Origin of the sequence: Haloferula sp. A504 (genome assembly GCF_044385805.1) — a bacterium.
Taxonomy (GTDB): Bacteria; Verrucomicrobiota; Verrucomicrobiia; order Verrucomicrobiales; family Akkermansiaceae; genus Haloferula.
This window is the reverse complement of record NZ_JBISBU010000005.1, coordinates 75,220-94,168: the sequence shown is the minus strand read 5'-3', so window position 1 is coordinate 94,168 and position 18,949 is coordinate 75,220. Positions and strand designations below refer to the sequence as shown.

Annotated in this window: 17 protein-coding genes; 8 read left to right on the top strand and 9 right to left on the bottom strand. The window is 65.3% G+C overall.

The genetic code is table 11. From position 1 onward, the window contains the following. Positions 1–10 precede the first annotated feature (10 nt). Together ACG2LG_RS04145 and ACG2LG_RS04140 are read left to right on the top strand one after the other, a co-directional pair. A complete protein-coding gene (locus ACG2LG_RS04145) occupies positions 11–241 on the top strand; it encodes a hypothetical protein (protein ID WP_396256579.1) in 231 nt (76 codons plus the stop codon). A 46-nt stretch (positions 242–287) separates the two neighbouring features. After that, the gene (locus ACG2LG_RS04140) at positions 288–1,883 is read left to right on the top strand and encodes a c-type cytochrome domain-containing protein (protein ID WP_396256577.1); all 1,596 of its coding nucleotides are present in this window, start codon (positions 288–290) and stop codon (positions 1,881–1,883) included. A gap of 75 nt (positions 1,884–1,958) precedes the next feature. Here the strand turns inward: ACG2LG_RS04140 and ACG2LG_RS04135 are convergent, their stop codons facing one another. From ACG2LG_RS04135 to ACG2LG_RS04125, 3 genes are all read right to left on the bottom strand, one after another. After that, positions 1,959–2,828 carry a LysM peptidoglycan-binding domain-containing protein gene (locus ACG2LG_RS04135; RefSeq protein WP_396256575.1) on the bottom strand — a complete coding sequence of 290 codons (870 nt, stop codon included), beginning with the start codon at positions 2,826–2,828 and terminating at the stop codon, positions 1,959–1,961. 137 nt (positions 2,829–2,965) lie between these two features. Further along, positions 2,966–4,168: an efflux RND transporter periplasmic adaptor subunit gene (locus ACG2LG_RS04130; protein WP_396256573.1), complete on the bottom strand. Its 1,203-nt coding sequence runs from the start codon at positions 4,166–4,168 to the stop codon at positions 2,966–2,968. A 71-nt stretch (positions 4,169–4,239) separates the two neighbouring features. Beyond that, entirely contained in the window at positions 4,240–5,649 is a 1,410-nt protein-coding gene (locus tag ACG2LG_RS04125; protein ID WP_396256571.1) for an efflux transporter outer membrane subunit, read from the bottom strand. 65 nt (positions 5,650–5,714) lie between these two features. Here ACG2LG_RS04125 and ACG2LG_RS04120 point away from each other — a divergent pair, with 65 nt between their 5' ends. From ACG2LG_RS04120 to ACG2LG_RS04105, 4 genes are read left to right on the top strand one after another with little or no spacing between them, the layout of a single operon-like run. Continuing rightward, a complete protein-coding gene (locus tag ACG2LG_RS04120) occupies positions 5,715–6,353 on the top strand; it encodes an ATP-dependent zinc protease (RefSeq protein ID WP_396256569.1) in 639 nt (212 codons plus the stop codon). Positions 6,354–6,389: 36 nt separating this feature from the next. Further along, positions 6,390–7,925: a UUP1 family membrane protein gene (locus tag ACG2LG_RS04115; RefSeq protein ID WP_396256568.1), complete on the top strand. Its 1,536-nt coding sequence runs from the start codon at positions 6,390–6,392 to the stop codon at positions 7,923–7,925. After that, a complete protein-coding gene (locus ACG2LG_RS04110) occupies positions 7,922–8,905 on the top strand; it encodes an alpha-L-glutamate ligase-like protein (protein WP_396256566.1) in 984 nt (327 codons plus the stop codon). Before ACG2LG_RS04115 ends, ACG2LG_RS04110 begins: the two co-directional genes overlap by 4 nt. A gap of 11 nt (positions 8,906–8,916) precedes the next feature. Continuing rightward, entirely contained in the window at positions 8,917–9,591 is a 675-nt protein-coding gene (locus tag ACG2LG_RS04105) for an ABC transporter ATP-binding protein (protein ID WP_396256564.1), read from the top strand. A gap of 8 nt (positions 9,592–9,599) precedes the next feature. On the opposite strand, the gene ACG2LG_RS04100 is transcribed toward ACG2LG_RS04105, so the two are convergent. Continuing rightward, positions 9,600–10,658 (bottom strand): HupE/UreJ family protein, encoded by a 1,059-nt coding sequence (locus tag ACG2LG_RS04100; RefSeq protein WP_396256563.1) that lies wholly within the window; start codon positions 10,656–10,658, stop codon positions 9,600–9,602. A gap of 77 nt (positions 10,659–10,735) precedes the next feature. Here ACG2LG_RS04100 and ACG2LG_RS04095 point away from each other — a divergent pair, with 77 nt between their 5' ends. Together ACG2LG_RS04095 and ACG2LG_RS04090 are read left to right on the top strand one after the other, a co-directional pair. Beyond that, the gene (locus tag ACG2LG_RS04095) at positions 10,736–12,022 is read left to right on the top strand and encodes a dihydroorotase (RefSeq protein WP_396256561.1); all 1,287 of its coding nucleotides are present in this window, start codon (positions 10,736–10,738) and stop codon (positions 12,020–12,022) included. Next, entirely contained in the window at positions 11,997–12,485 is a 489-nt protein-coding gene (locus ACG2LG_RS04090; RefSeq protein ID WP_396256559.1) for a DUF3253 domain-containing protein, read from the top strand. The genes ACG2LG_RS04095 and ACG2LG_RS04090 overlap by 26 nt, the downstream gene beginning before the upstream one ends. An 85-nt stretch (positions 12,486–12,570) precedes the next feature. Here the strand turns inward: ACG2LG_RS04090 and ACG2LG_RS04085 are convergent, their stop codons facing one another. Genes ACG2LG_RS04085 through ACG2LG_RS04065 form a run of 5 tightly spaced genes read right to left on the bottom strand, consistent with a single transcriptional unit; the run spans position 12,571 to position 18,769 of the window. Further along, the gene (locus ACG2LG_RS04085; protein ID WP_396256557.1) at positions 12,571–14,160 is read right to left on the bottom strand and encodes an Rne/Rng family ribonuclease; all 1,590 of its coding nucleotides are present in this window, start codon (positions 14,158–14,160) and stop codon (positions 12,571–12,573) included. A 21-nt stretch (positions 14,161–14,181) separates the two neighbouring features. Further along, positions 14,182–16,323, bottom strand: a complete 2,142-nt coding sequence (gene mrdA, locus ACG2LG_RS04080) for a penicillin-binding protein 2 (protein WP_396256555.1) — start codon at positions 16,321–16,323, stop codon at positions 14,182–14,184. A 2-nt stretch (positions 16,324–16,325) separates the two neighbouring features. Beyond that, positions 16,326–16,916, bottom strand: coding sequence for a hypothetical protein (locus ACG2LG_RS04075; protein ID WP_396256553.1), 591 nt, complete (start codon positions 16,914–16,916; stop codon positions 16,326–16,328). After that, entirely contained in the window at positions 16,913–17,725 is an 813-nt protein-coding gene (mreC, locus tag ACG2LG_RS04070) for a rod shape-determining protein MreC (RefSeq protein ID WP_396256551.1), read from the bottom strand. The genes ACG2LG_RS04075 and mreC overlap by 4 nt, the downstream gene beginning before the upstream one ends. 15 nt (positions 17,726–17,740) lie before the next feature. Then, positions 17,741–18,769, bottom strand: coding sequence for a rod shape-determining protein (locus ACG2LG_RS04065; RefSeq protein WP_396256549.1), 1,029 nt, complete (start codon positions 18,767–18,769; stop codon positions 17,741–17,743). Positions 18,770–18,949: the final 180 nt, after the last annotated feature.

The window sequence follows — 18,949 nt, the reverse complement described above, 5'->3', positions numbered from 1 at the left end:
AGTTTCCGGCGTGAAAAAAGCGCTCGCCCTTTTCTTTGCGGTCCTTTCCGGCCTCTACCTGCTGGTCATGGGGATCACTCCGGACCCGCTGCCGTTCATCGACGAGGCGACCGCGTTGCTCGTTCTGGTCCAGTCCCTCGCCGTGCTCGGCGTCGATATCCGGCGCTTCCTGCCGTTCTTCGGCAAGAAAGTGCCGAAATCGAAGGAGGACGACAAAAAGGGACCGGTCGTCGATGTCTGATTTCAGTGGAAATTCCGGCAATCCGTGAACGTAGTTGCGGGCGTCGATGAACTCCGAAGAATCCGAAATCGAAGAAAAGCCGCGATCCAAGGCGGGTGCCGTCATTCTGAGCTTCGCGGGGATCGCCACGGTGGCGGCCTTGGTGGCCATGCCTCTGGTCGCGCAGATGCCCGGGTCCGGCCTCGCCGATCTCTCTCAATGGGAGCGCTTTCTCGGCCGTTTCCACTTCCTGGTGCTCCACCTGCCGATCGGCATGCTGTGCCTGGTGCTGCTCCTCGAGTTCGGCAAGCTGTTCCGCAAGGACAAGGGCAGCTCGACGCTGATCCCGGCCTTCTTCACGGCGGTGAGCGCCGTGGTGGCGGCGGTCTTCGGATTCCTGCTCTATCAGACCGACCCCGGCCAGTACGATGAGGAGCTGATCTCCAGCCACCTGTGGTGGGGCATCGGCTTCGCGGCGATGACCGTCGCGGCCTTCGTGATCAAGCGCTGGGTCGACCTGGCGAACGGTTCCGGCAACTGGGTCTATGTCCTCACACTCTTGATCAGTGGAGCCACGATGACGGTCGCCAGCCACGACGGCGGATCGATGGTCCACGGCAAGAGCTACCTCACCGCCGAGGCCCCGAACGAAGTCCGCGAGCTCTACAACCAGATCGTGCCCGAAAACCAGCGCCTGCCGATGCTCGAAGCGGAAGAGGACGGCGATGGAGGCGCCCCGGTCATCCCGGTCGAGGACCAGATCGTTTACACCCACCTCGTTCAGCCGATCTTCGACCAGAAATGCGTGTCCTGTCACGGCCCCGACAAGCAGAAGGGCCGCCTCCGGATGGACACCTACGAGAATCTCGTGCTCGGCGGCAAGGAGGGCGAAGCGATCACACCCGGCGATGCCGAGGACAGCAACATCCTGTTCCGGATTCATCTTCCTCTCGACGACGAGGAGCACATGCCTCCGGAAAACAAGGAGCAGATGGAGGACCACGAGATCGAGATCGTGACCTGGTGGATCGATACCGGCGCGCTTCCCGACCAGAAGGTCGCCGAGGCCGAGATGCCGGAGGAAATCAAGGCGGCGGTCTCGAAGCTGGTGCCGCCCGAGGTCCTGCAGGCCCAGGCCGAAGCCGCCGCCGCGGCGGCCGCCGCCGAGGAAAAGGCGAGGGCCGAGCTGGCCACCGTGGTCGAAGGCCTCCGCGAAGAGTTTCCCGGGGCCCTCAACTTCGAGTCGCAGGAGTCCAGCGGGCTGACCTTCACCGCGGTGAGCATGCGCGATCGTTTCAACGACGAGATGCTGGCGAAGCTCGAGCCGGTGGCCGAATCGCTGGTCTCACTCGACCTCTCCGGGACGCATGTGACCGACACCGGTCTTGCAGCGGTTTCGGGCGCGACGGGACTGCGCATGCTCCGTCTGTCCGAGACCGGGGTCACCGACGCCGGCATCGAGCAGATCAAGGGCATGGCCTCGCTCGAATCGCTCAACCTCTACGGCACGGCGGTGACCACCGACGGAGTTGCGGTGCTCAGCGAACTCCCGACGCTCAAGCGTCTCTACCTCTGGCAGACCGAGGTCGACGCCGCCGGCAAGGCGAAGCTCGAGGAACTGATGCCGGAGACGGAGATCATCCTCGGGATCGAGGCCGAGTAATGAAAAACCCGCCCGGGACTTGCGTCCCGGGCGGGTGCCATCGGTCGCTGAACGACCATCCTGGTGAGGGGCTCTCTACTCCAAAGGCTGAGCGGAAACGTAGAGGCGCGACCCCGTCGCAAGCACGGTTTTCGGTTCGAGTTGAAGCCCGTTGAGGGCATTCAGCTTCGCCGGCTCCATCTGGTGGCGCTTGGCGAACTCGCCGAAGGAAATGTTTTCGGTGATCGGAATCTTCCGGATGACCGGCTTCTTGTGGGCGATGGCTTCGGAACCGTAGGAGGCATCCGCACCCGGCGCGGCGGGTTCGTCGGCGGCGGGCTCCGGGTCTTTTCTGGCTCCCAGCTTGAGTTGCTGTCCGATCCGCAGGGCCGTGGGGTTCACGTCGGGATTGGCGGCCTGCAGGGTTTCGACGCTCAGGCCATAGATCTTGGCGATCGAGAAGAAGGTCTCACCGGCTTTCACGGTGTGTGTGCCGGTCACGGTTTCCGCCGTCGTGGGCTCGGGGGCAGGTGCCGGGGCGCTCACGGGGAGCTTGAGGCGCTGCCCCTCGCGAATCAGGCTCGGATTGCGGATGCCGTTGAGCTTGGCGAGCACCGCCGTGGTGGTGGCGTGTTGCTTGGCGATCTTCGAGAGACTCTCGCCGGCCTTCACGATGTGGACGGATACCTCGGCTTGTCCGGCGGCAGCGGCGTCCGGCTCGGGCTCCGTTTCGGCCGCCGGAGGAGTTTCCGAGGGCGGGGCAGGGGGGGCGTCCTCCTTCGCCGCCAGCTGCTCCTGCAGCCGCTCGATCTGGTCGCGCAGGCGCTGGTTCTGGACCTCGAGCTGGCGGATCTGGCGTTCCTGCTCGGCGGCCCGGCTCTCCAAATCGGCGGGAGCTTCCGCGGCGGTCGCCACCGAGGCCCAAACCAGGGCGGGAAGGATGATCGAACGGTAGGGCGCTTTCATCACAGGGCGGAGAATTTCAAAAAACATGGTTAGGCGCAACTAAAATTTAATAAAAGTTAACAAAATGCCGATCTCCGCATTCCGCCAACCCCGGCTTTCGGAAGAAAATCATTGGCCCCGGTCCCGAATCCGGCCGATCAGGAACCGGCGCTTTCGGGCGCATCGACCACGACGCTCGGCTCATCCGCGATGATCTCGACCGGTGCCCCGTCCGGGGCGTAGGGCATGCGTGTCACCGACAGCCACTGGCCGTTTTCCAAGCCTTCGCGCACGATCAGTTCCTCCGTGGTGGTCCAGATCGGCTCGATCTTGGTGCGGACGATGGAAAGTTCCTCGCGATCGACGAGGTAGACGCGGTTCACGCCCCGCAGCGCCACCCGCGGGAGGACGAAGACATCCTTGAGCACCTCACCATTGATCGCCGCCCGGACCGGTTGGCCGATTCGAAGCGGGGGACGGTCCGGGTGATTCAGGCCGAAGGGATCGTCGATGCGGGCAATCGCGAACAACTCGCGCGACGCCTCGTCGAGTGCGCCTTCGGTGCGGACGATCTCCGCGGGCCACCGGACCTTCGCCTCTTCTTCGTTCAGATCGCCGAGGGCATCGAGGAGTTCCACCGGCACCGGGGCATCGCCGGGGCGCGAGGGCAGGTCGATGAAGCGGAGTTGCTCGGGAGTGAGCGGCAGCCGGACCTCGGCGTAGTCGGTGGCAAACACGTTGCCCAAGGGGGTGGACGGCCCCACCGCCTGCCCGAGTCCGACCAGGCGATCGCGCACCCGACCGTCGAAGGGCGCCCGGATCTTGGTCCGGGCGAGATCGCGTTGGGCCTGGTCGAGTGCCGCCGATGCCGCATCCACGTTGGCCCGGGCCTCCTTGAGCTGAGGCACCCGCAGCACGAGTTCGGAGGGCTCTTCCTCATATCCCAGATCCTCCCAGTTGAGCCGCGCTTGGCGGGCGCGGGCCTCTTCCTGCGCCATCGCCGCCTCGGCACGGGCGAGCACCGACTGCGCCGCCTCGACCGCGGCCTCGAAGTCCGCCGGCTCGAGTTCCGCAAGCACCTCTCCCTTTTGAAAGAAAGCGCCGTCCTCGAAACCCGGGTGGACGATGTGGACCGTGCCGGCGACGGCGGCGGTGAGGGGGGTCTCGTGGTGGGACCGGACCAGGCCCTGCGATTTCAGGATGACCGGGAAGTCGGTCCGGTGCAGCTCGATCACGCCGGTCTTGAGGCGCTGCGGAGGTGCCTGCTGGGGAGTGGGGGGGTCGCTCTTCTCCGACAGCCAAAGGCCCAGCAGACCACCCACACCGAGGATGGCGAGCGGAATGAAGATGCGGAGAATCATGGCGGAGGCGCGGGAAGATGGACGAGCGAACCCGCCTTGCCAAATACGAACATGGGGGGCGCCAACTTGCGTCAGCTTTCCGCGGTGGAGAAATCCCCGCCAAGGGCGAGGTGGAGATCGATCCGGTTGCGCAGGCGGTCGCTGCGCAGGCGGATCAGACTCGACCGCGCGTTGTTCGCCCGGCGCTGGGCCTCGAGCACGTCGAGGATGTCCGAGCCCTCGATGCCGTCCGCGTAATCCCGCGTCGATTGCTCTTCAGCCAGCGCGGCCTGTTCGACCTCGCGCCGGAGATAGAGTTCCTGCTCCGCCAGCGAGACCTCGGCGGCGAGCGCGGACTCGACCTCGCGGAAGGCCTCCAGCGCCACCTGGCGGTAGTCGTGGACCGCTGCCTGGTTGCGCTCGAGCGCGGCCCGCGCCTCGGCGGTGAGCTCACCCCCCGAATAGAGGTTCTGGGCCAGGCTCGCCGCGATGCTGGCGACCAGCCAGTCGGGGTTGAGGAAATCCGAGAAGCGGGAGGTGGGCGTGCCGCCGGACCCGGTCAGCGCGAGCGAGGGCAGCAGGCTTTTGCGGGCGGCGTCGGCCCGGCGGGCCGAGGCATACACGTCGGCCCGGGCGACCGCCAGATCGGGACGACGCTCGAGCAGATCCGCGGGAATTCCGGAGGGCACCTCGCGACTCAGCTTCGGAAGATCCGAGCCGGCGCGGGTGCGACCACTCGGGTAGCTGCCGGTCAGAGTCTCCAGCGTCCTGGCGGCTTCGTCCCGGACCAGCCGGGTCGATGCCACGGCCCGCTTCGCCGCCGCCACGTTGGTGCGCCCGAACTGCACATCGAGAGCGCCCTGTCCGGTGCCCTTGTAGTTGCGCTCGCTGATCCGCAGGTTCCGCTCGAACGAATCGAGCGTCACCTTCGCGAGCTCGAGCTGCTGCTCGGCGGCGATCAGGTTGATCCACGCCCGGGCGGTGGCCGCGGCCAGGGAAAGCCGGGCACCCCGGTAGGTCGCGCGGACGGCCGCCAGATCGGCATCATCGGCGAGATTCAGGTCGCGCAGGCGTCCCCACAAGTCGACTTCCCAGGCGGCGGAAACGGTCAGGTTGTAGCTCTCGCTTTCGGTCGTCGCGGCCGTGCCGTTTTCGGAGATCGAGAAGCTGCCCGACGTGCCGAGCTGCGCCCGGGGTTTCACCCTCGAGCGGCCGGCGATGCGGACATACTCGGCGGCCCGCATTCGCGCCTCGGCCGCGGCGAGGTCCTGATTCCGGGCCATCGCCGCCTCGACGGCCTGGCGGAGATCCCGGCTGCCGAAGTCCGAAAGCCAGCCACTGCTGATCTTCCGGCCCCGGCCCTCGCCGGCCGACTGCCACATGGCGGGAGCCGAGACTTCCGTCCTGTCGATCGGGCTGCGGAATTGGAGGTTTTCGCAGCCGGTCAGGCCGACGAAAAAGCCGACCCCCACGAGCGGCACCAATTGTGAATAACGTTGCATTTGAGAAAAACGGGTGGTGATAGTGGGCCCGCGTGAAAGGAGAATTCTCGGCACTTACGAAATGGATGTTGATCCTCTGTCTTCCGGCGGTTTTCTCCGTCGTCGCGGCGGAGTCTGGCACGGATGATCCGAAAACCAACGCCGAAGCGCCGGCCGAGAAGAAGAGCGACGAACCGGAATCGGAGACGGAACCGGAGTCGAAGGACGAAGCCGAACTCGAGGCCGAGGACGAGGCCGCCGCCGTGGCCCGGCCGGTATCCGCCGATCCGGTTCAGGTTTTCGGCTGGAAGGAATGGGCCTGCCTGAGCGATGGCAAGACGGAACTCAAGGTCGCGGCAAAACTCGACACCGGGGCCTACACCAGTTCGGTGCACGCCGAGGAAAAGGAGCTGTTCGAGCGCGATGGCAAGAAGTGGGTCCGCTTTGTCGTCCTCGATCCCCGCAAGAAGGACGCCGGAAAGATCCGCATCGAGGCACCGCTGGTCCGGATCGCCCGCGTGAAGGAACCGGGAGGGGGCGTCGAAGCGCGGGAAGTCGTCCGCCTCGCCGTCAAGATCGGCGAGCGCAAGATGAAGACGGATTTCACCCTCAGCGACCGGTCCAACATGCTCAACCCGATGCTCATCGGTCGCACAACCATCCGCGAACTTGGCTGGGTGGATCCGAGCCGCGCCTTCATCGCGGATGAGAAGGTGATGCGCTGACCGGATTTCAACCCGTCAACCGGCAGCAATTTTCCCATGGCTTCACGCATCAAGCTGCTCGCGCTCGTGTCCCTTCTGGCCCTGGTCGGAGGAGGAGTCGCCGCCTACAAGAATGTCGTTCTCGGCATTCCCCTGATCGTCGACGAACGCCCCAGCGAGTGGCTGGTCGAGGCCAAGGTGAGCTTCGTCGCGGTCGGCGATCCGGTCACCGCGCGGCTGGCCCTTCCCGGCGTGGCCATCGATCGCGAGCTGGGCATCGACGCCCGCTCGGCCGGTTACAGCTTCATCGTCGAGGATACCCTCGATGAATACGCCGCACTCTGGGCCTCGGACAGCAAGGAGGGACCGCAATCGCTTTACTACCGCGTCCGGTTCCCCCAGCGGGGGGTCGACAGCGGCGGTCCGCGTCTCGAGCCGGGCGATGTCCCGGTTCCCGGCGATCCGGGTCTATCGGGAACCCTCCGTTCGGCGGCCGAGAGCGTCGTCCGCCGGGCCAAGGAGCTTTCCTCGAATCCGGACACCCTGCTGGCCGGGGTGTTCCGCGAGATCACCGCGATCGAGGGCTCGCAGGAGATCGCCCTGCTCAAGCGTCACTACGAGGAGGTGTCCAATTCCGACGCCCTCACCCTCCTCGGGATCGACCTCCTGAACATGGCGGGCGTGCCGGCCCGGCAGGCCTACGCGGTCCAGCTCAACGAAATCCGCGGCTCGCAGAAACCCTCGCTCTTCGTCGAGTACTTCGACGGCGTTTACTGGAAGGTGCGCGATCCCGATCAACCGGCATCGACCCTCGATCCACGCGAGTTGTTCGTCTGGAACCGCGGTGGCGACGCCCTCCTCGAGGTCTCGGGTGGCGAGAACTCGCAGGTGGCCTTCACCACCACACGGGACATCATCCCGATGGAAAAGCTCACCGACCTCAAGGATTCGGGCCTGCTGGTCTCGACGATCTTCGGCCTGCCGGCATCGGAGCGGCAGGTGTTCCGCTACGTCGTGCTGATCCCCATCGGCGCCTTCGTCGTCGTCATCCTTCGCAACCTCATCGGCATCGCCACGCTCGGAACCTTCATGCCGGTGCTGCTGGCCCTCGCGCTGTTGGAAATGGATTTGAAGAGCGGCCTGACCATGTTCGTGGTCATCGTCGCGTCGGGCCTGTGGTTCCGCTTCCTGCTCTCGCGGCTGAATCTTCTCGTGGTGCCGCGGGTCGCCGCCTGCGTGGTGATCGTGACCCTGCTGATGATGCTTCTGAGCGTGGTGAGCTGGCACCTGGGCATGCGCGACGGTCTCAAGATCACGCTGTTTCCGATGATCATCCTTGCCTGGACCATCGAGCGGATGTCGTTGATCTGGGAAGAGGAGGGCAAGCGCAACGCGTTGCTCCAGGTGGCGGGTTCGCTGGTCGTCGCCGTGATCGCCTACCTGTTCATGGAACTGAAGCAGATCCGCTACTGGGCCTTCTACTTTCCCGAGCTGCTGCTGGTGCTGCTTGCGGGCATCATTCTGGTCGGCCGCTACACCGGTTACCGCCTGAGTGAGCTGATCCGCTTCAAGAATTTCGAGGAGGCGGTATGAAGCGCTGGTGGCACCGCTACTTCCGCACCCCGGGGGAACTCGAGGCGATGGGGGTGGTCGGCATCAACATGCGGAATGCCCGCTTCGTCCTGCCGAACAACCCGCGACGGCTCTACGACCTGGTCGACAACAAGATCCGGACGAAGCTGCTGGCGGAACGGCAGGGGATTTCCGTTCCGGAAACCTTCGGCGTGGTTCGCAGCCCGAAGGAGATCCGCCGCCTCGACCGCATTCTGGGTGAGAGGGATTCCTTCGTCGTCAAGCCCGCCCGGGGGTCGGGAGGGAAGGGGATCCTCGTCATCTCTGGAAGGGATGAGGACCGCTACATCAAGCCGAGCGGCTCGGTGGTCTCGCCCGATGAAGTCCGCTTCCACCTCCAGAACATCATCGCCGGCCTGTTCAGTCTCGGCGGCAAGCGCGACGTTGCCCTGATCGAGGACCGGGTGAAGCCGGCCAAGGTGATGACCGAACTGAGCTTCCAGGGCGCGCCGGACGTGCGGGTGGTGATCTTCCGCGGCTATCCGGTGATGGCGATGCTGAGGGCCTCGACGCGGGAATCCGATGGTCGCTCGAACCTCCACCAGGGTGCCCTCGGCATCGGGGTCGACATCGCCACGGGGCGCACGGTTCACGCGATCCACCACGGCAGGCCGGTGACCGTCCACCCCGACCTCAAGGTGCCGTTGATCGGGGTCCAGCTCCCCGAGTGGGACCGGATCCTCGAGATCGCCGTGACCTGCCAGCAGATGACCGGACTCGGATACCTCGGCGTCGACATGATGATCGATGAGGAGCGCGGCCCGATCATGATCGAGGTCAACGCTCGGCCCGGCCTCGCGATCCAGCTGGCCAACGGGGTCGGGCTGCTGAAGCGCCTCGTGCCGACCGACGCCCGGGCCCGGCAGATTCCCGATGAGGAACTCCGCGAGAAGATCAGGTTTTCGCGAAATACCTTCGCCGCGCGGATGCAGGAGGTCTAGCTTCGCGCGGCATGATCGAAGCGCGCAACCTGCACCGGAGCTACCGCATCGGCAAGAAGTCGATCGAGGTCCTTCACGGCATCAACCTATCCATCGCCGCCGGCGAGCGGGTGTTCCTGCGGGGACCGAGCGGCGCGGGAAAGACCACGCTGCTCTACACGCTCGCCGGACTGGAAAAGCCCCAGCAAGGGGAGGTCTTCATCGACGGCAAGGACCTCTACTCGCTTTCCGCCAAGGGCCAGTCGGCCTTCCGCAACCGCAACATCGGCTACATCTTTCAGAACTATCTGTTGTTGCCGGAACTCACCGCCCTCGAGAACGTGATGGTCCCCGGGGCGATCGGCGGGGCCGACACCGAAAAGGAGGCCCTTGAGGCACTCGAGCGGGTCGGCCTGAAGGAACGGGCCACGCACCTGCCGGCGGAGTTGTCGGGAGGTGAACAGCAGCGGGTCGCCATCGCCCGGGCGGTCGCCAACAAGCCGAACGTTCTCTTTGCCGACGAACCCACCGGAAATCTCGATTCCCGCAACAGCGCCGAAATCATGGAGCTGCTGATGGGGCTCGCCGGCGAGGGAGCATCGACCCTGGTGGTCGTCACCCACGACCGCAGCCTGGCGGGCATGGGCGACCGCCAGTTGCTGATCCGCGACGGCTCCATCGAATCGGTGGATTCCACCGCGGCGTAGTGGCTTTCTCAGGCGAGGAAGGCCCTTTCGATCGCCCACGCCAGACCGACCAGCGCTATGCCGATCGAGCCGATCGTTCGCAGCCGGCCGAAGGCCTCGTCCTTCCACCAGGCAGTCAGCGCCCAGGCCGTGCCGAGCACGGCAAGCTGGCCGATTTCAACCCCGAGATTGAAGCCGACGAGCGGCCACAGCGGCGGCGCGGAGTCAGGCAGCGCGAGAGCCAGCATGCGCGCGAACCCGAGCCCGTGGATCAGCCCGAAGCCCGCGATCACCGCATAGCGCGCCGGTTTGATCTCGCGACCGAGGAGGTTTTCGATGGCGATCCACGCGATGCTCAGAGCGATCGCCGTTTCGACCCAGCGATCCGGCAGGCTCACCCAACCGAGTGCCGCCGCCGCCAGCGTGACCGAATGGGCGAGGGTGAAGGTCAGGCTCTGATAGAGAAGCGGCTTCCACTTCGGACTCAGCAGGAAGACGCCGAGAATGAACAGGATGTGATCGAGGCCGCGGGGGAGAATGTGGCGGAAGCCCAGGGTGATCCACCGGATGAAGCCGCGCGAGGCCGGAGCTTCCGGTTCCAAATCCAGCGACTCGCCGCTGACCAGTGGAAGGATTCCTTCTTCATGCTCGATGATCAGCACCACGCCGAACGCCTCTTTCCAGCCGATCCGCAGCGGTGTCGACGACATCGGCCCGCTCAGAACCACCTCGATCTCCGGCAACTCCTCGGGGACGCCCGATTCGATGAAACGCGGAGGCGTCGAGTCGAAGTCGGTGAATCGAATCTCCCGGGGGCCTTCCCCGATGGACAGGGATTCGTCCAGGAAGCGCCGGGCCTCCTCCCGGATCCTCGCCCACTCGGCGGGGCTGCGGGTCCGCAGCCAGGCCAGGTCGAAGGGGGCGATCTCGGCGTCGCCCCGGTACTCCGGCAGCATGTAGGCGGCGTCGAGAAGCAGGGTCGCCCGCCACGCTTGCGGCGAGGTCTCGAGCTTCATCGAGATTTCATCGATCTGGTGGGCCCGGGCCGGAAAGGCCGCGAGCAGCAGGATCGTGAAAACAAGGCGCACGTCCGGATGCTGGGCTTTGGTGCATCCGGCACAAGTCCGGGCTTTTCGCCGGGGCGGGTCGCTGGCATCTAAGGGCCATGCCCCAGCCGCTCCTGATCCAGAATGTCCGCATCGTCGCCGAGGACTCGCCGGATTTCGCCGTCTCGGATGTCCTGATCGAGAATGGATGCTACCGCTCGATCGCGCCGGGCCTGGAAGCTCCCGAGGGTGCCCGGGTCATCGACGGCCGCAACCGTCTGCTCATGCCATCGATGTTCGACGCCCACGTCCACTTCCGGGAACCGGGCGGGGAGGCCAAGGAGGACATCGCCAGCGGCTCGGAGGCCGCGATCAACGGCGGCGTCACCGGCGTGGTGATGATGCCCAACACCACGCCGGCCATCGACTCCGGTTCTGTGGTGAAGATGGTCCTCGACAAGGCCGCTGCCGTTTCCCGCATCCCGATCCACACCTCGGGCTGTGTCACCATCGGACGCCAGGGAAAGGAATTGGCGGCGATCGACGCGATGCGGCGACTCGGCGTGAAGATGCTCACCGATGATGGCGACACGACCCACGACCCGGCGGTGCTCTACCGGGCGATGCAGTACGCCAGCGAGTTCGGAATGTTCTTCGCCAGCCACTGCGAAGTCCCGGAGCTGGCGGGTCCACGGGCGCTGAACGACGGACCGGTCGCCTACCAGCTCGGCATCAAGGGCAGCCCGGCCTGCGCCGAGGAGATCATCATCGACCGCGACATCCGGCTCGCCCACGCCACCGGCGCCCACATTCACATCCAGCACGTTTCCACGCGGCTCGGCATGGAAACGATCCGCTGGTGGAAGTCGCGTGGCGACGTGAAGGTCACGGCCGAGGTCATGCCGCATCACCTGATGTTCACCGACGAGGACATCGGGGACTTCGACACCCACTACAAGATGAACCCGCCGCTGCGCACCGCCGACGACAACGCCGGGCTGTTGGAGGGATTGAAGGAAGGGGTGTTCGATCTGCTCGGCACCGACCACGCGCCGCACACACCCTTCGAGAAGGCCCAGGACTTCAGCGTCGCCCCGAACGGCATCACCGGACTCGAAACCGCCGTGGTCTGCCTCTTCGACCGCTTCATCCGCAACGGCGACTTCGGGTGGGACCTGCTGGTCAAGCGCTACTCGGCCGAACCCCGCCGCATGATGGGACTGGATCCCGTCCCGGTGGTCGAGGGGAGCACCGCCGAGTTCCTGCTATTCGACGAGGAGGCCGAAACCACCTTCAGCGTCGACTTCATGCGCTCGAAAGCCCGCAACACCCCCTTCCTCGACAAGACACTGAAGGGGCGGATCGATCTGGTCGTCTTCAATGGCGAGGTGCTGCTGGAGCGCTGAGACGCTCTCGGGAAGATGGCCGAGGCCTCGAAGCCAAACCCTTCGACGCAGGTTCCTGACCACGGATTGTTCCATGCCGGAGTCCAAAATCTGCCAGCGCTGCGGACGCACCATCGAATGGCGCTCGAAATGGAAGGATCATTGGGATGAGGTCAGGTATTGTTCGGCCTCCTGCCGCAAGAAACCTGCCAAGGACCGGAGCGCAGAGCTGAAACAGGCGATCCTCGAGCTCCTGCGCTCGCGCCCCCGGACTGCCAGCATCTGCCCCAGCGAAGCCGCCCGGCTCGTGGATCCCGCATCATGGCGGGATCTCATGGAACCCACTCGTCGTGCCGCACGCCTCCTCCACTCCGAAGACCAGGTATCGATCACCCAGGGCGGAAAAGCCGTCGACCCATCCACCGCCAAGGGCCCGATCCGGATTCGCCGGGGTGCAAGATTCCCGAATTCGATCACGCCTTGATTGGACTTTCCCAGGCACAGCACGGCCAAGCCCCACTGCTTCATTTCGGCAAACAGCAGAGGATAATGATCGGGAACGGATCGGCCTAAGCCGACTCGATCGTCTTTTCGGTGGCGGCGTCGATGATGGCGAATCGCTCGCGGTGAAGGGACGGATCCGAGCGGAAAATCAGGCGGCCGGAGTGCTGGCGTTCCATCTCGACGAGGATCTTGCTGTCGAGGGTCTTGAAGCGGTTCAGGACGTCGGGGCTGACCACGACGACCAGGTCGCCCTCGCCCTTCTCGCGCATCTTGGCGATCACCGAGGTCAGGCGGCGCTGGATCTCGACGCTCATGGTCATGGTGGTCTTCACCCGGCCGCGGGTCTGGCAGTAGGGGCACGGCTCGTACATCGTGTCGAGCAGGCTCTCGTTGAGCCGTTGGCGGGTCATCTCCATCAGGCCGATCGAGGAGATCTGGAGGATCTGCGTCTTGGCTTTGTCGCGCTTGAGGCGTTCCTTCATCGCCTTGTAAACCTGCTGCTGGTCGCGACGGTGGCGCATGTCGATGAAGTCGACCACGACCAGGCCGCCGATGTTCCGCAGGCGGAGCTGGCGGGCGACTTCCTCGGCGGCTTCGATGTTGGTCTGGACGATCATCTTCTCGACGTCCTTCGATCCGCGGTTGCGGCCGGTGTTGACGTCGATGGCGATGAGGGCCTCGGTTTCATCGATGACGATGTAGCCGCCGCACTTGAGCCAGACCTGGCGCGAGAAGGCCTCGTCGATCTGCTTCTGCAGGTCGAGGGCCTCGAAGATCGGCTTGGTGGTCGGGAGGTGGTGGATGCGGCGCTTGGCCCGGCGTGAGATCTTGCCGGCGGTCTCGCGGACGAACTCGGTGGTTTGCTCATCGTCGCAGATCACCTGGTCGACCTCGTCGGTGAGGAAGTCGCGGGCGGTGCGCTCGATCAGGTCGGGCTCGCGGAACACGGCAACCGGCGCCGGATTCGAGTCGCGCTTCTCCTCGACCTCCTCCCACTGTTCCAGAAGCATGGCGAGGTCGCGGACGAAATGCCGCGCGCGGGTCCCGGAGGCGACCGTGCGCATGATGATGCCCATGCCTTCCGGCACCGACAGCCGCTGCATGATCTTGCGCAGGCGGGTGCGCTCCTGGGGGTCGTCGATCTTGCGCGAGATGCCGAACTGCTCGGTGTAGGGCATCAGCACCAGGTAGCGTCCGGCGAGCGAGATGTTGGTCGTGACGCGTGGTCCCTTGGTGCCGATCGGGCCCTTGGAAACCTGGATCATGATCTCGGAGCCGACCGGGTAGATGCTGGGGATGTCCTTCGAGCTGATCTTCTTCTGTTTCTTCTTCGGCCTGTTGCCCCGCTGGATTTCCTCGAGGGAGGAATCGAGTGCGGCGGGGATGGCATCCCAGAAGTGGAGGAAGGCGTTCTTCTCCATGCCGATGTCGACGAACATCGCCTTGAGGCCCTGCTCGATGTTCTTGACGCGGCCCTTGAAGATGCCGCCGACGATGTTGTCGTCGCCTTCGCGCTCGACGGTGTATTCCTCGAGGAGTCCGTCCTCGAGCAGGGCGACCCGGCGCTCGAGCGCCTCGTTGTTGATGATGATGGTGGTTCCTTCCTTGGGTGCGGGTTTGCCGATGCCAAGGATGCGTTTGATTCGTTTGATCATGATGAGTTGTCGTTGGAGGGTTCAGGGTTCTTCGACCGGGATGGCCCGTGGGACCACGGAGCCTTCCTCGTCGATTTCGGGAGTGATGACGGGTTCGGGGGTGACCGGCTCCTCGGCCGGAAGATCGACAGCCGGGCGGACGGCGACGGGTGCGGCGGCCTCGTCGCCGGTTTCGCCGACATCCGAGACATCGATGGCGGCCAGGACGTCCTCGGGGAGTTCGATTTCCTCGATCGGGTCCTTGTTTCCGCGGACGGGTGCCAGGGGGGAAAGGGGGAGCCGCATGCCCTCGTCGCGGGCAAGCAAGCCGCGCAGGATCAGGTGGACCAGCGGCCCGCAGACCTTGCCGCCCGACTTGCCGTTCTGCACCAGCACCGCGACCGCATAGCGCGGCTCGTCGTACGGCGCGAAGGCCACGGTCCAGGAGTTGTGCGAGCGCTTGCCGTCGTCGGCCGTTTGCGCGGTGCCGGTCTTGCCGGCGACCTCGACATCGGGGATCCGGGCGCGGCCCGCCGTGCCCCCGGCCTCATTGACCGCCAGCCACATGCCCTTGCGGATCTTCTCGAGGTCGGCCGGGCGCATGCCTTCCTGGATCAGGTCGACCTTCAGGGTCCGGCGGTCCTCGACGAGGATCGCGCCGTCCGGCAGCACCGCCGACTTCACGAGCCTCGGCTGGTAGTAGCGTCCGCCGTTCGCGATCGTGGAGACCATCGCGCAGAGCTGGAGGGGAGTGGCCAGCGTTCCGCCCTGGCCGATCGAAAGCTGGGCCAGCGTCGCCGGGGTGATGGTGGTGTCGCGATTGACCGCCCGCCATCCTTTCGATCCGGCGAACACTCCGCCGCTCTCGTTGGGCACGGGGATGCCGGTCGGCTGGCCGAAGCCGAGCATCGTCAACGCGGTGACCATCCGCTCCGAGCCGAGCTGGTTGCTGAGCTTGAAGAAGTAGGGGTTGCACGATCGCTGGATCGACGACGAAAGGCTCAGCGTGCCGTGACCCGAGCGGAGCCAGCATCGCGGGCGGTAGGTGCCGTAGGCGACGAAGCCGGCGCATGAGTAACTGCGACCGGCGTAGCCGTTGAGGGCCCCGGCGACCGCGGTGCCGAGCTTGAAGGTCGAGCCGGGGGCGAAGCCGGCGATGCAGCGGTCGGTGAGGGGAGAGGTCGGATTGCTGGTGTAGTCCTTCCAGACCTCGGCATCGATGCTCGGGATGAAATCGTTCGGGTCGTAGTCGGGCACCGACGCCATCGCGAGAATTTCGCCGGTCCGGGTGTCCATGACGACCCCGGCGGCGCGGCCGGCCCGGCGCAGCACGTTGGAGACGAGGAACTGGGCACGGGCATCGATGGTGAGGGTCACGTCCGCGCCGACCTGGGGAGGGCGGTAGTCGATCATCCCGGTGATGTGGCCCTTCTCGTTCTTCACCAGCTTGCGGCTGCCGGCGGGTCCGCTGAGCAGGTCGTCGAAGGTCGCCTCGATCCCCGACTTGCCCTTTTCCTCGCCGATGTAGTGATCGAAGCGGCGCTTCGCCTCCTCGGGAATGTCGCCCTTTTCCCACGGCTGGGTGTAGCCGAGGATGTGGGAGGCGAGGGCATCGTAGGGATACTCCCGCTGGGGTCGGACATCGAGATAGACGCCCGGCACCTCGACACTGTGCTCGGCGAGCCGGGCGAACTGGTCGTAGTCGAGCTGGGTGTTGTAGGAGAAGGGGACCAGTCCGCGGTGCGTGACGAAGTGCGTGCGCAAGGCCGCCGCGCTGTAGTTTCGCGCCACGCCGAGTTCGACGAGCTTGGGGATGATCCAGGTATTGACGATGCGCGCGATGTCGGTCTCGCGCTTGACCCGGGGCATTCCCGATTCGCTGCCGATGACCGAGCGCTTGGCGTCCTCCTCATGCTGGCGGACGTAGGAGCGGTGGATTTCCTCGAGATCGAAATAGACCTCGTAGTTGCGCCGGTTGCGGGCGAGTTCGACGCCGTTGCGATCGAGGATCGCGCCCCGGATGCCGGGTTCCCGCACCGTGACCTCGCGGTCGCCCGGCACCAGGGACTGGTAGTGGGTCCGGTGGGTGATCTGGAAATCGTAGAGTCGCGACAGCAGGGCGCCGAAGCCTGCCAGCACCAGAACGGTGAGGAGAATGATTCGGAGGCCGTGACGAGGTTCCATGATCAGTAGGCGGGAGTCCGGGTGCGCCGCTTCAACCCGTCGAAGCGGATCCGGTATTGGCTGCGATCCGCGAGCTGGAAGAGCAGCCAGAAGACCACCGGTGAAAGCAGCATCGTGATGCCCGATGAGAAGGCGATCCGCAGAAAGGTCCAGCGGGTGAAGGAAAAGCCGCCGCGGACGAAATTGATCAGCAGGTACTCGACCAGCAGGTAAAGGAAAACGGCGATGCCCGAAAGCAGGGCGGAAAACTGCCACTTGCCTTGCCGGAAGAGCGGCTGGATGCCCTGCATGAGGTATCCCATCACCGCATACAGCGCGATCGAGTAGCCGAAGCGCAGCGATTCGACCGGGCGCGTGTAGACCTCCGGATCCCCGGCCTGTGTGGCGAGGGCGTTCTCGGCGTCGGCAAGGAATCCGCAGAGGAACGCGAGCAGCAGCATGACCGGGGCGGACACGGTGCTGGCGGCGCAGAGGAAGACGAGGACCACCAGCATCAGCCGCGAGCCGAACAGCGGGGTGAAGGCCGGGATGAACTGCTGGAGGATGACCGCCAGCAGGACGAGGAGGATGAGCGACGCGGTATAGCGGATCACGATTCCTCCTTCTGGGGGGTGAGTACGAACACCGTTCCCAGATTCTGGAAGTCGACCGACGGGCGCACCAGCGCTTCGGACGCGAGTGGACCCGGTTCCAGCCGATCGATTTCCCCTAGCAGGAGATCGGCGGGAAACAGGCCACCACGGCCGGTCGAAAACACCCGCATGCCTTCCCGAAGTCGGGCATCGCGGGAAAGGAAACGGAGACGGAGCGTGGGGACCCCGCCGAACTGTTCCCGCTGGCCCTGGAGAATCCCGACTTCGGGACTTCCCTCGACCTTGGCGGAAACCTGACAAGCTTCATCGGTGAGGAGCAGCACCGTCGAGCGCTGATCTCCCAACCGATCGATCTTCCCGACCAGACCTTGGTCGGTGACAACCGTGTAGGCGGTGGCGATGCCGGAGGCCTCGCCGCGGTCGATCTCGACCGTTTGCCACCAGGTCGTCGGCTGACGACGCGTGACGCGTGCCGCCACGACTTCGAAACGGGTGCGTTCCTGGAAATCGAGAGCCCGCCGCAACGCGGCGTTCTCCTCCTCGACTTTTCGGAACTGCGACTCGATCAGCTTGAGCCGACCGTAGTCATCGCGCATGGCCCCGACTTCGGCTTCGAGCAACTTCGAATGCTCGACCTCGTCGAGGAATGCGCGCGCCCGGGCCTCGAGTGAGGACCCGACCGTGAGGAAGGGCGAAATCGCCCGGTAGTAGGTCGCCTGAATCTCCCGCACGCTCCGCTCGCTGCGCGTCAGCGCCCAGGTCAACCCCGCAAGGAAAACCAGGAGTGCCAGCAGGTTGAGCGGCTTCATCAGAGCTCCCTCAAATTACTTCGATCCGCCGGTGAGCTGCTTGAGGACATCGAGTTCCTGGAGCATCTTGCCGGTGCCTTCGGCCACCGCACTCAGCGGGTCCTCGGCGACGTGGACGGGAAGTCCCGTTTCCTCGTGCAGCAGACGATCGAGCCCGCGAAGCAGGGCCCCGCCGCCGGCCAGGACGATGCCGCGGTCGACCAGGTCGGCCGCAAGCTCCGGGGGACAGCGTTCCAGGGTCGTGCGGACGGCATCGACGATGGTCGAAAGCGGATCCGCCATGGCCTCGCGGATTTCCTGCGAAGTGATGGTCACCGTTTTCGGCAGACCCGCCACCAGGTCGCGGCCCTTCACGTCCATGGTGATCTCCTTCGGGATGGGCGCCGCCGATCCGAGGCGGATCTTGATGTCCTCGGCCGTGCGTTCGCCGATCATCAGGTTGTAGGCCCGCTTCATGTAGGAGACGATGGCCTCGTCGAGCTCGTCGCCGGCGGTCCGGACCGAGCGGGCATAGACGATCCCTCCCAGCGAGATGAGCGCCACCTCGGTGGTGCCGCCGCCGATGTCGACGATCATGTTGCCCGAGGCGTCCATCACCGGGAGGCCGACGCCGATCGCGGCGGCCATGGGTTCCTCGACGATGTGCACCTCGCGGGCACCCGCCTGCTCGGCGGACTCCGAAACGGCCCGCCGCTCGACCTCGGTGATGCCCGAGGGCACCGCGATGACGACCACGGGATTGTTGCGGCGGTTGTTGTTGGCCTTGCGGATGAAGTGCCGAAGCATCGCCTCGGTCACCTGGAAGTCGGCGATCACGCCGTCCTTGAGCGGGCGGATCGCGATGATGTTGCCGGGAGTCCGGCCGAGCATGCGCTTGGCGTCATCACCCACGGCGAGGACCTCGTTGGTGCCGGCCTTGACGGCCACCACCGAGGGCTCGCGCAGAACGATGCCCTGGTCCTTGACGTTGACCAGGGTGTTGGCGGTGCCGAGATCGATCCCGATGTCGTTGGAAAACCAGTTTCCGAAAAATTTGGAGAACATTCGTTTGATAAGCGTCGCCCCGCCGCCGGAACGCGGTCGGAACATGAAAAAACCCTCCTCGGGACATCCCCGGGAGGCCCGGAAATATGCGGAGTCCGGCAATCAACGGTCAAGCGGGAATCCCCATTCCCGCATGGTTTTCAGCGGGTTTCGTCTGGAAGCCTCGGTCGACCTGCAAGG

Bases quoted from the DNA above. Each gene is read 5' to 3' on its own strand.
- ACG2LG_RS04130 (WP_396256573.1), bottom strand. From the start codon at position 4,168: ATGATTCTCCGCATCTTCATTCCGCTCGCCATCCTCGGTGTGGGTGGT.
- ACG2LG_RS04105 (WP_396256564.1), top strand. From the start codon at position 8,917: ATGATCGAAGCGCGCAACCTGCACCGGAGCTACCGCATCGGCAAGAAG.
- ACG2LG_RS04065 (WP_396256549.1), bottom strand. From the start codon at position 18,769: ATGTTCTCCAAATTTTTCGGAAACTGGTTTTCCAACGACATCGGGATC.
- ACG2LG_RS04140 (WP_396256577.1), top strand. From the start codon at position 288: ATGAACTCCGAAGAATCCGAAATCGAAGAAAAGCCGCGATCCAAGGCG.
- ACG2LG_RS04120 (WP_396256569.1), top strand. From the start codon at position 5,715: ATGTTGATCCTCTGTCTTCCGGCGGTTTTCTCCGTCGTCGCGGCGGAG.
- mreC (WP_396256551.1), bottom strand. From the start codon at position 17,725: ATGAAGCCGCTCAACCTGCTGGCACTCCTGGTTTTCCTTGCGGGGTTG.
- ACG2LG_RS04085 (WP_396256557.1), bottom strand. From the start codon at position 14,160: ATGATCAAACGAATCAAACGCATCCTTGGCATCGGCAAACCCGCACCC.
- ACG2LG_RS04135 (WP_396256575.1), bottom strand. From the start codon at position 2,828: ATGAAAGCGCCCTACCGTTCGATCATCCTTCCCGCCCTGGTTTGGGCC.
- ACG2LG_RS04115 (WP_396256568.1), top strand. From the start codon at position 6,390: ATGGCTTCACGCATCAAGCTGCTCGCGCTCGTGTCCCTTCTGGCCCTG.
- ACG2LG_RS04095 (WP_396256561.1), top strand. From the start codon at position 10,736: ATGCCCCAGCCGCTCCTGATCCAGAATGTCCGCATCGTCGCCGAGGAC.
- ACG2LG_RS04090 (WP_396256559.1), top strand. From the start codon at position 11,997: ATGGCGAGGTGCTGCTGGAGCGCTGAGACGCTCTCGGGAAGATGGCCG.
- ACG2LG_RS04110 (WP_396256566.1), top strand. From the start codon at position 7,922: ATGAAGCGCTGGTGGCACCGCTACTTCCGCACCCCGGGGGAACTCGAG.
- ACG2LG_RS04125 (WP_396256571.1), bottom strand. From the start codon at position 5,649: ATGCAACGTTATTCACAATTGGTGCCGCTCGTGGGGGTCGGCTTTTTC.
- mrdA (WP_396256555.1), bottom strand. From the start codon at position 16,323: ATGGAACCTCGTCACGGCCTCCGAATCATTCTCCTCACCGTTCTGGTG.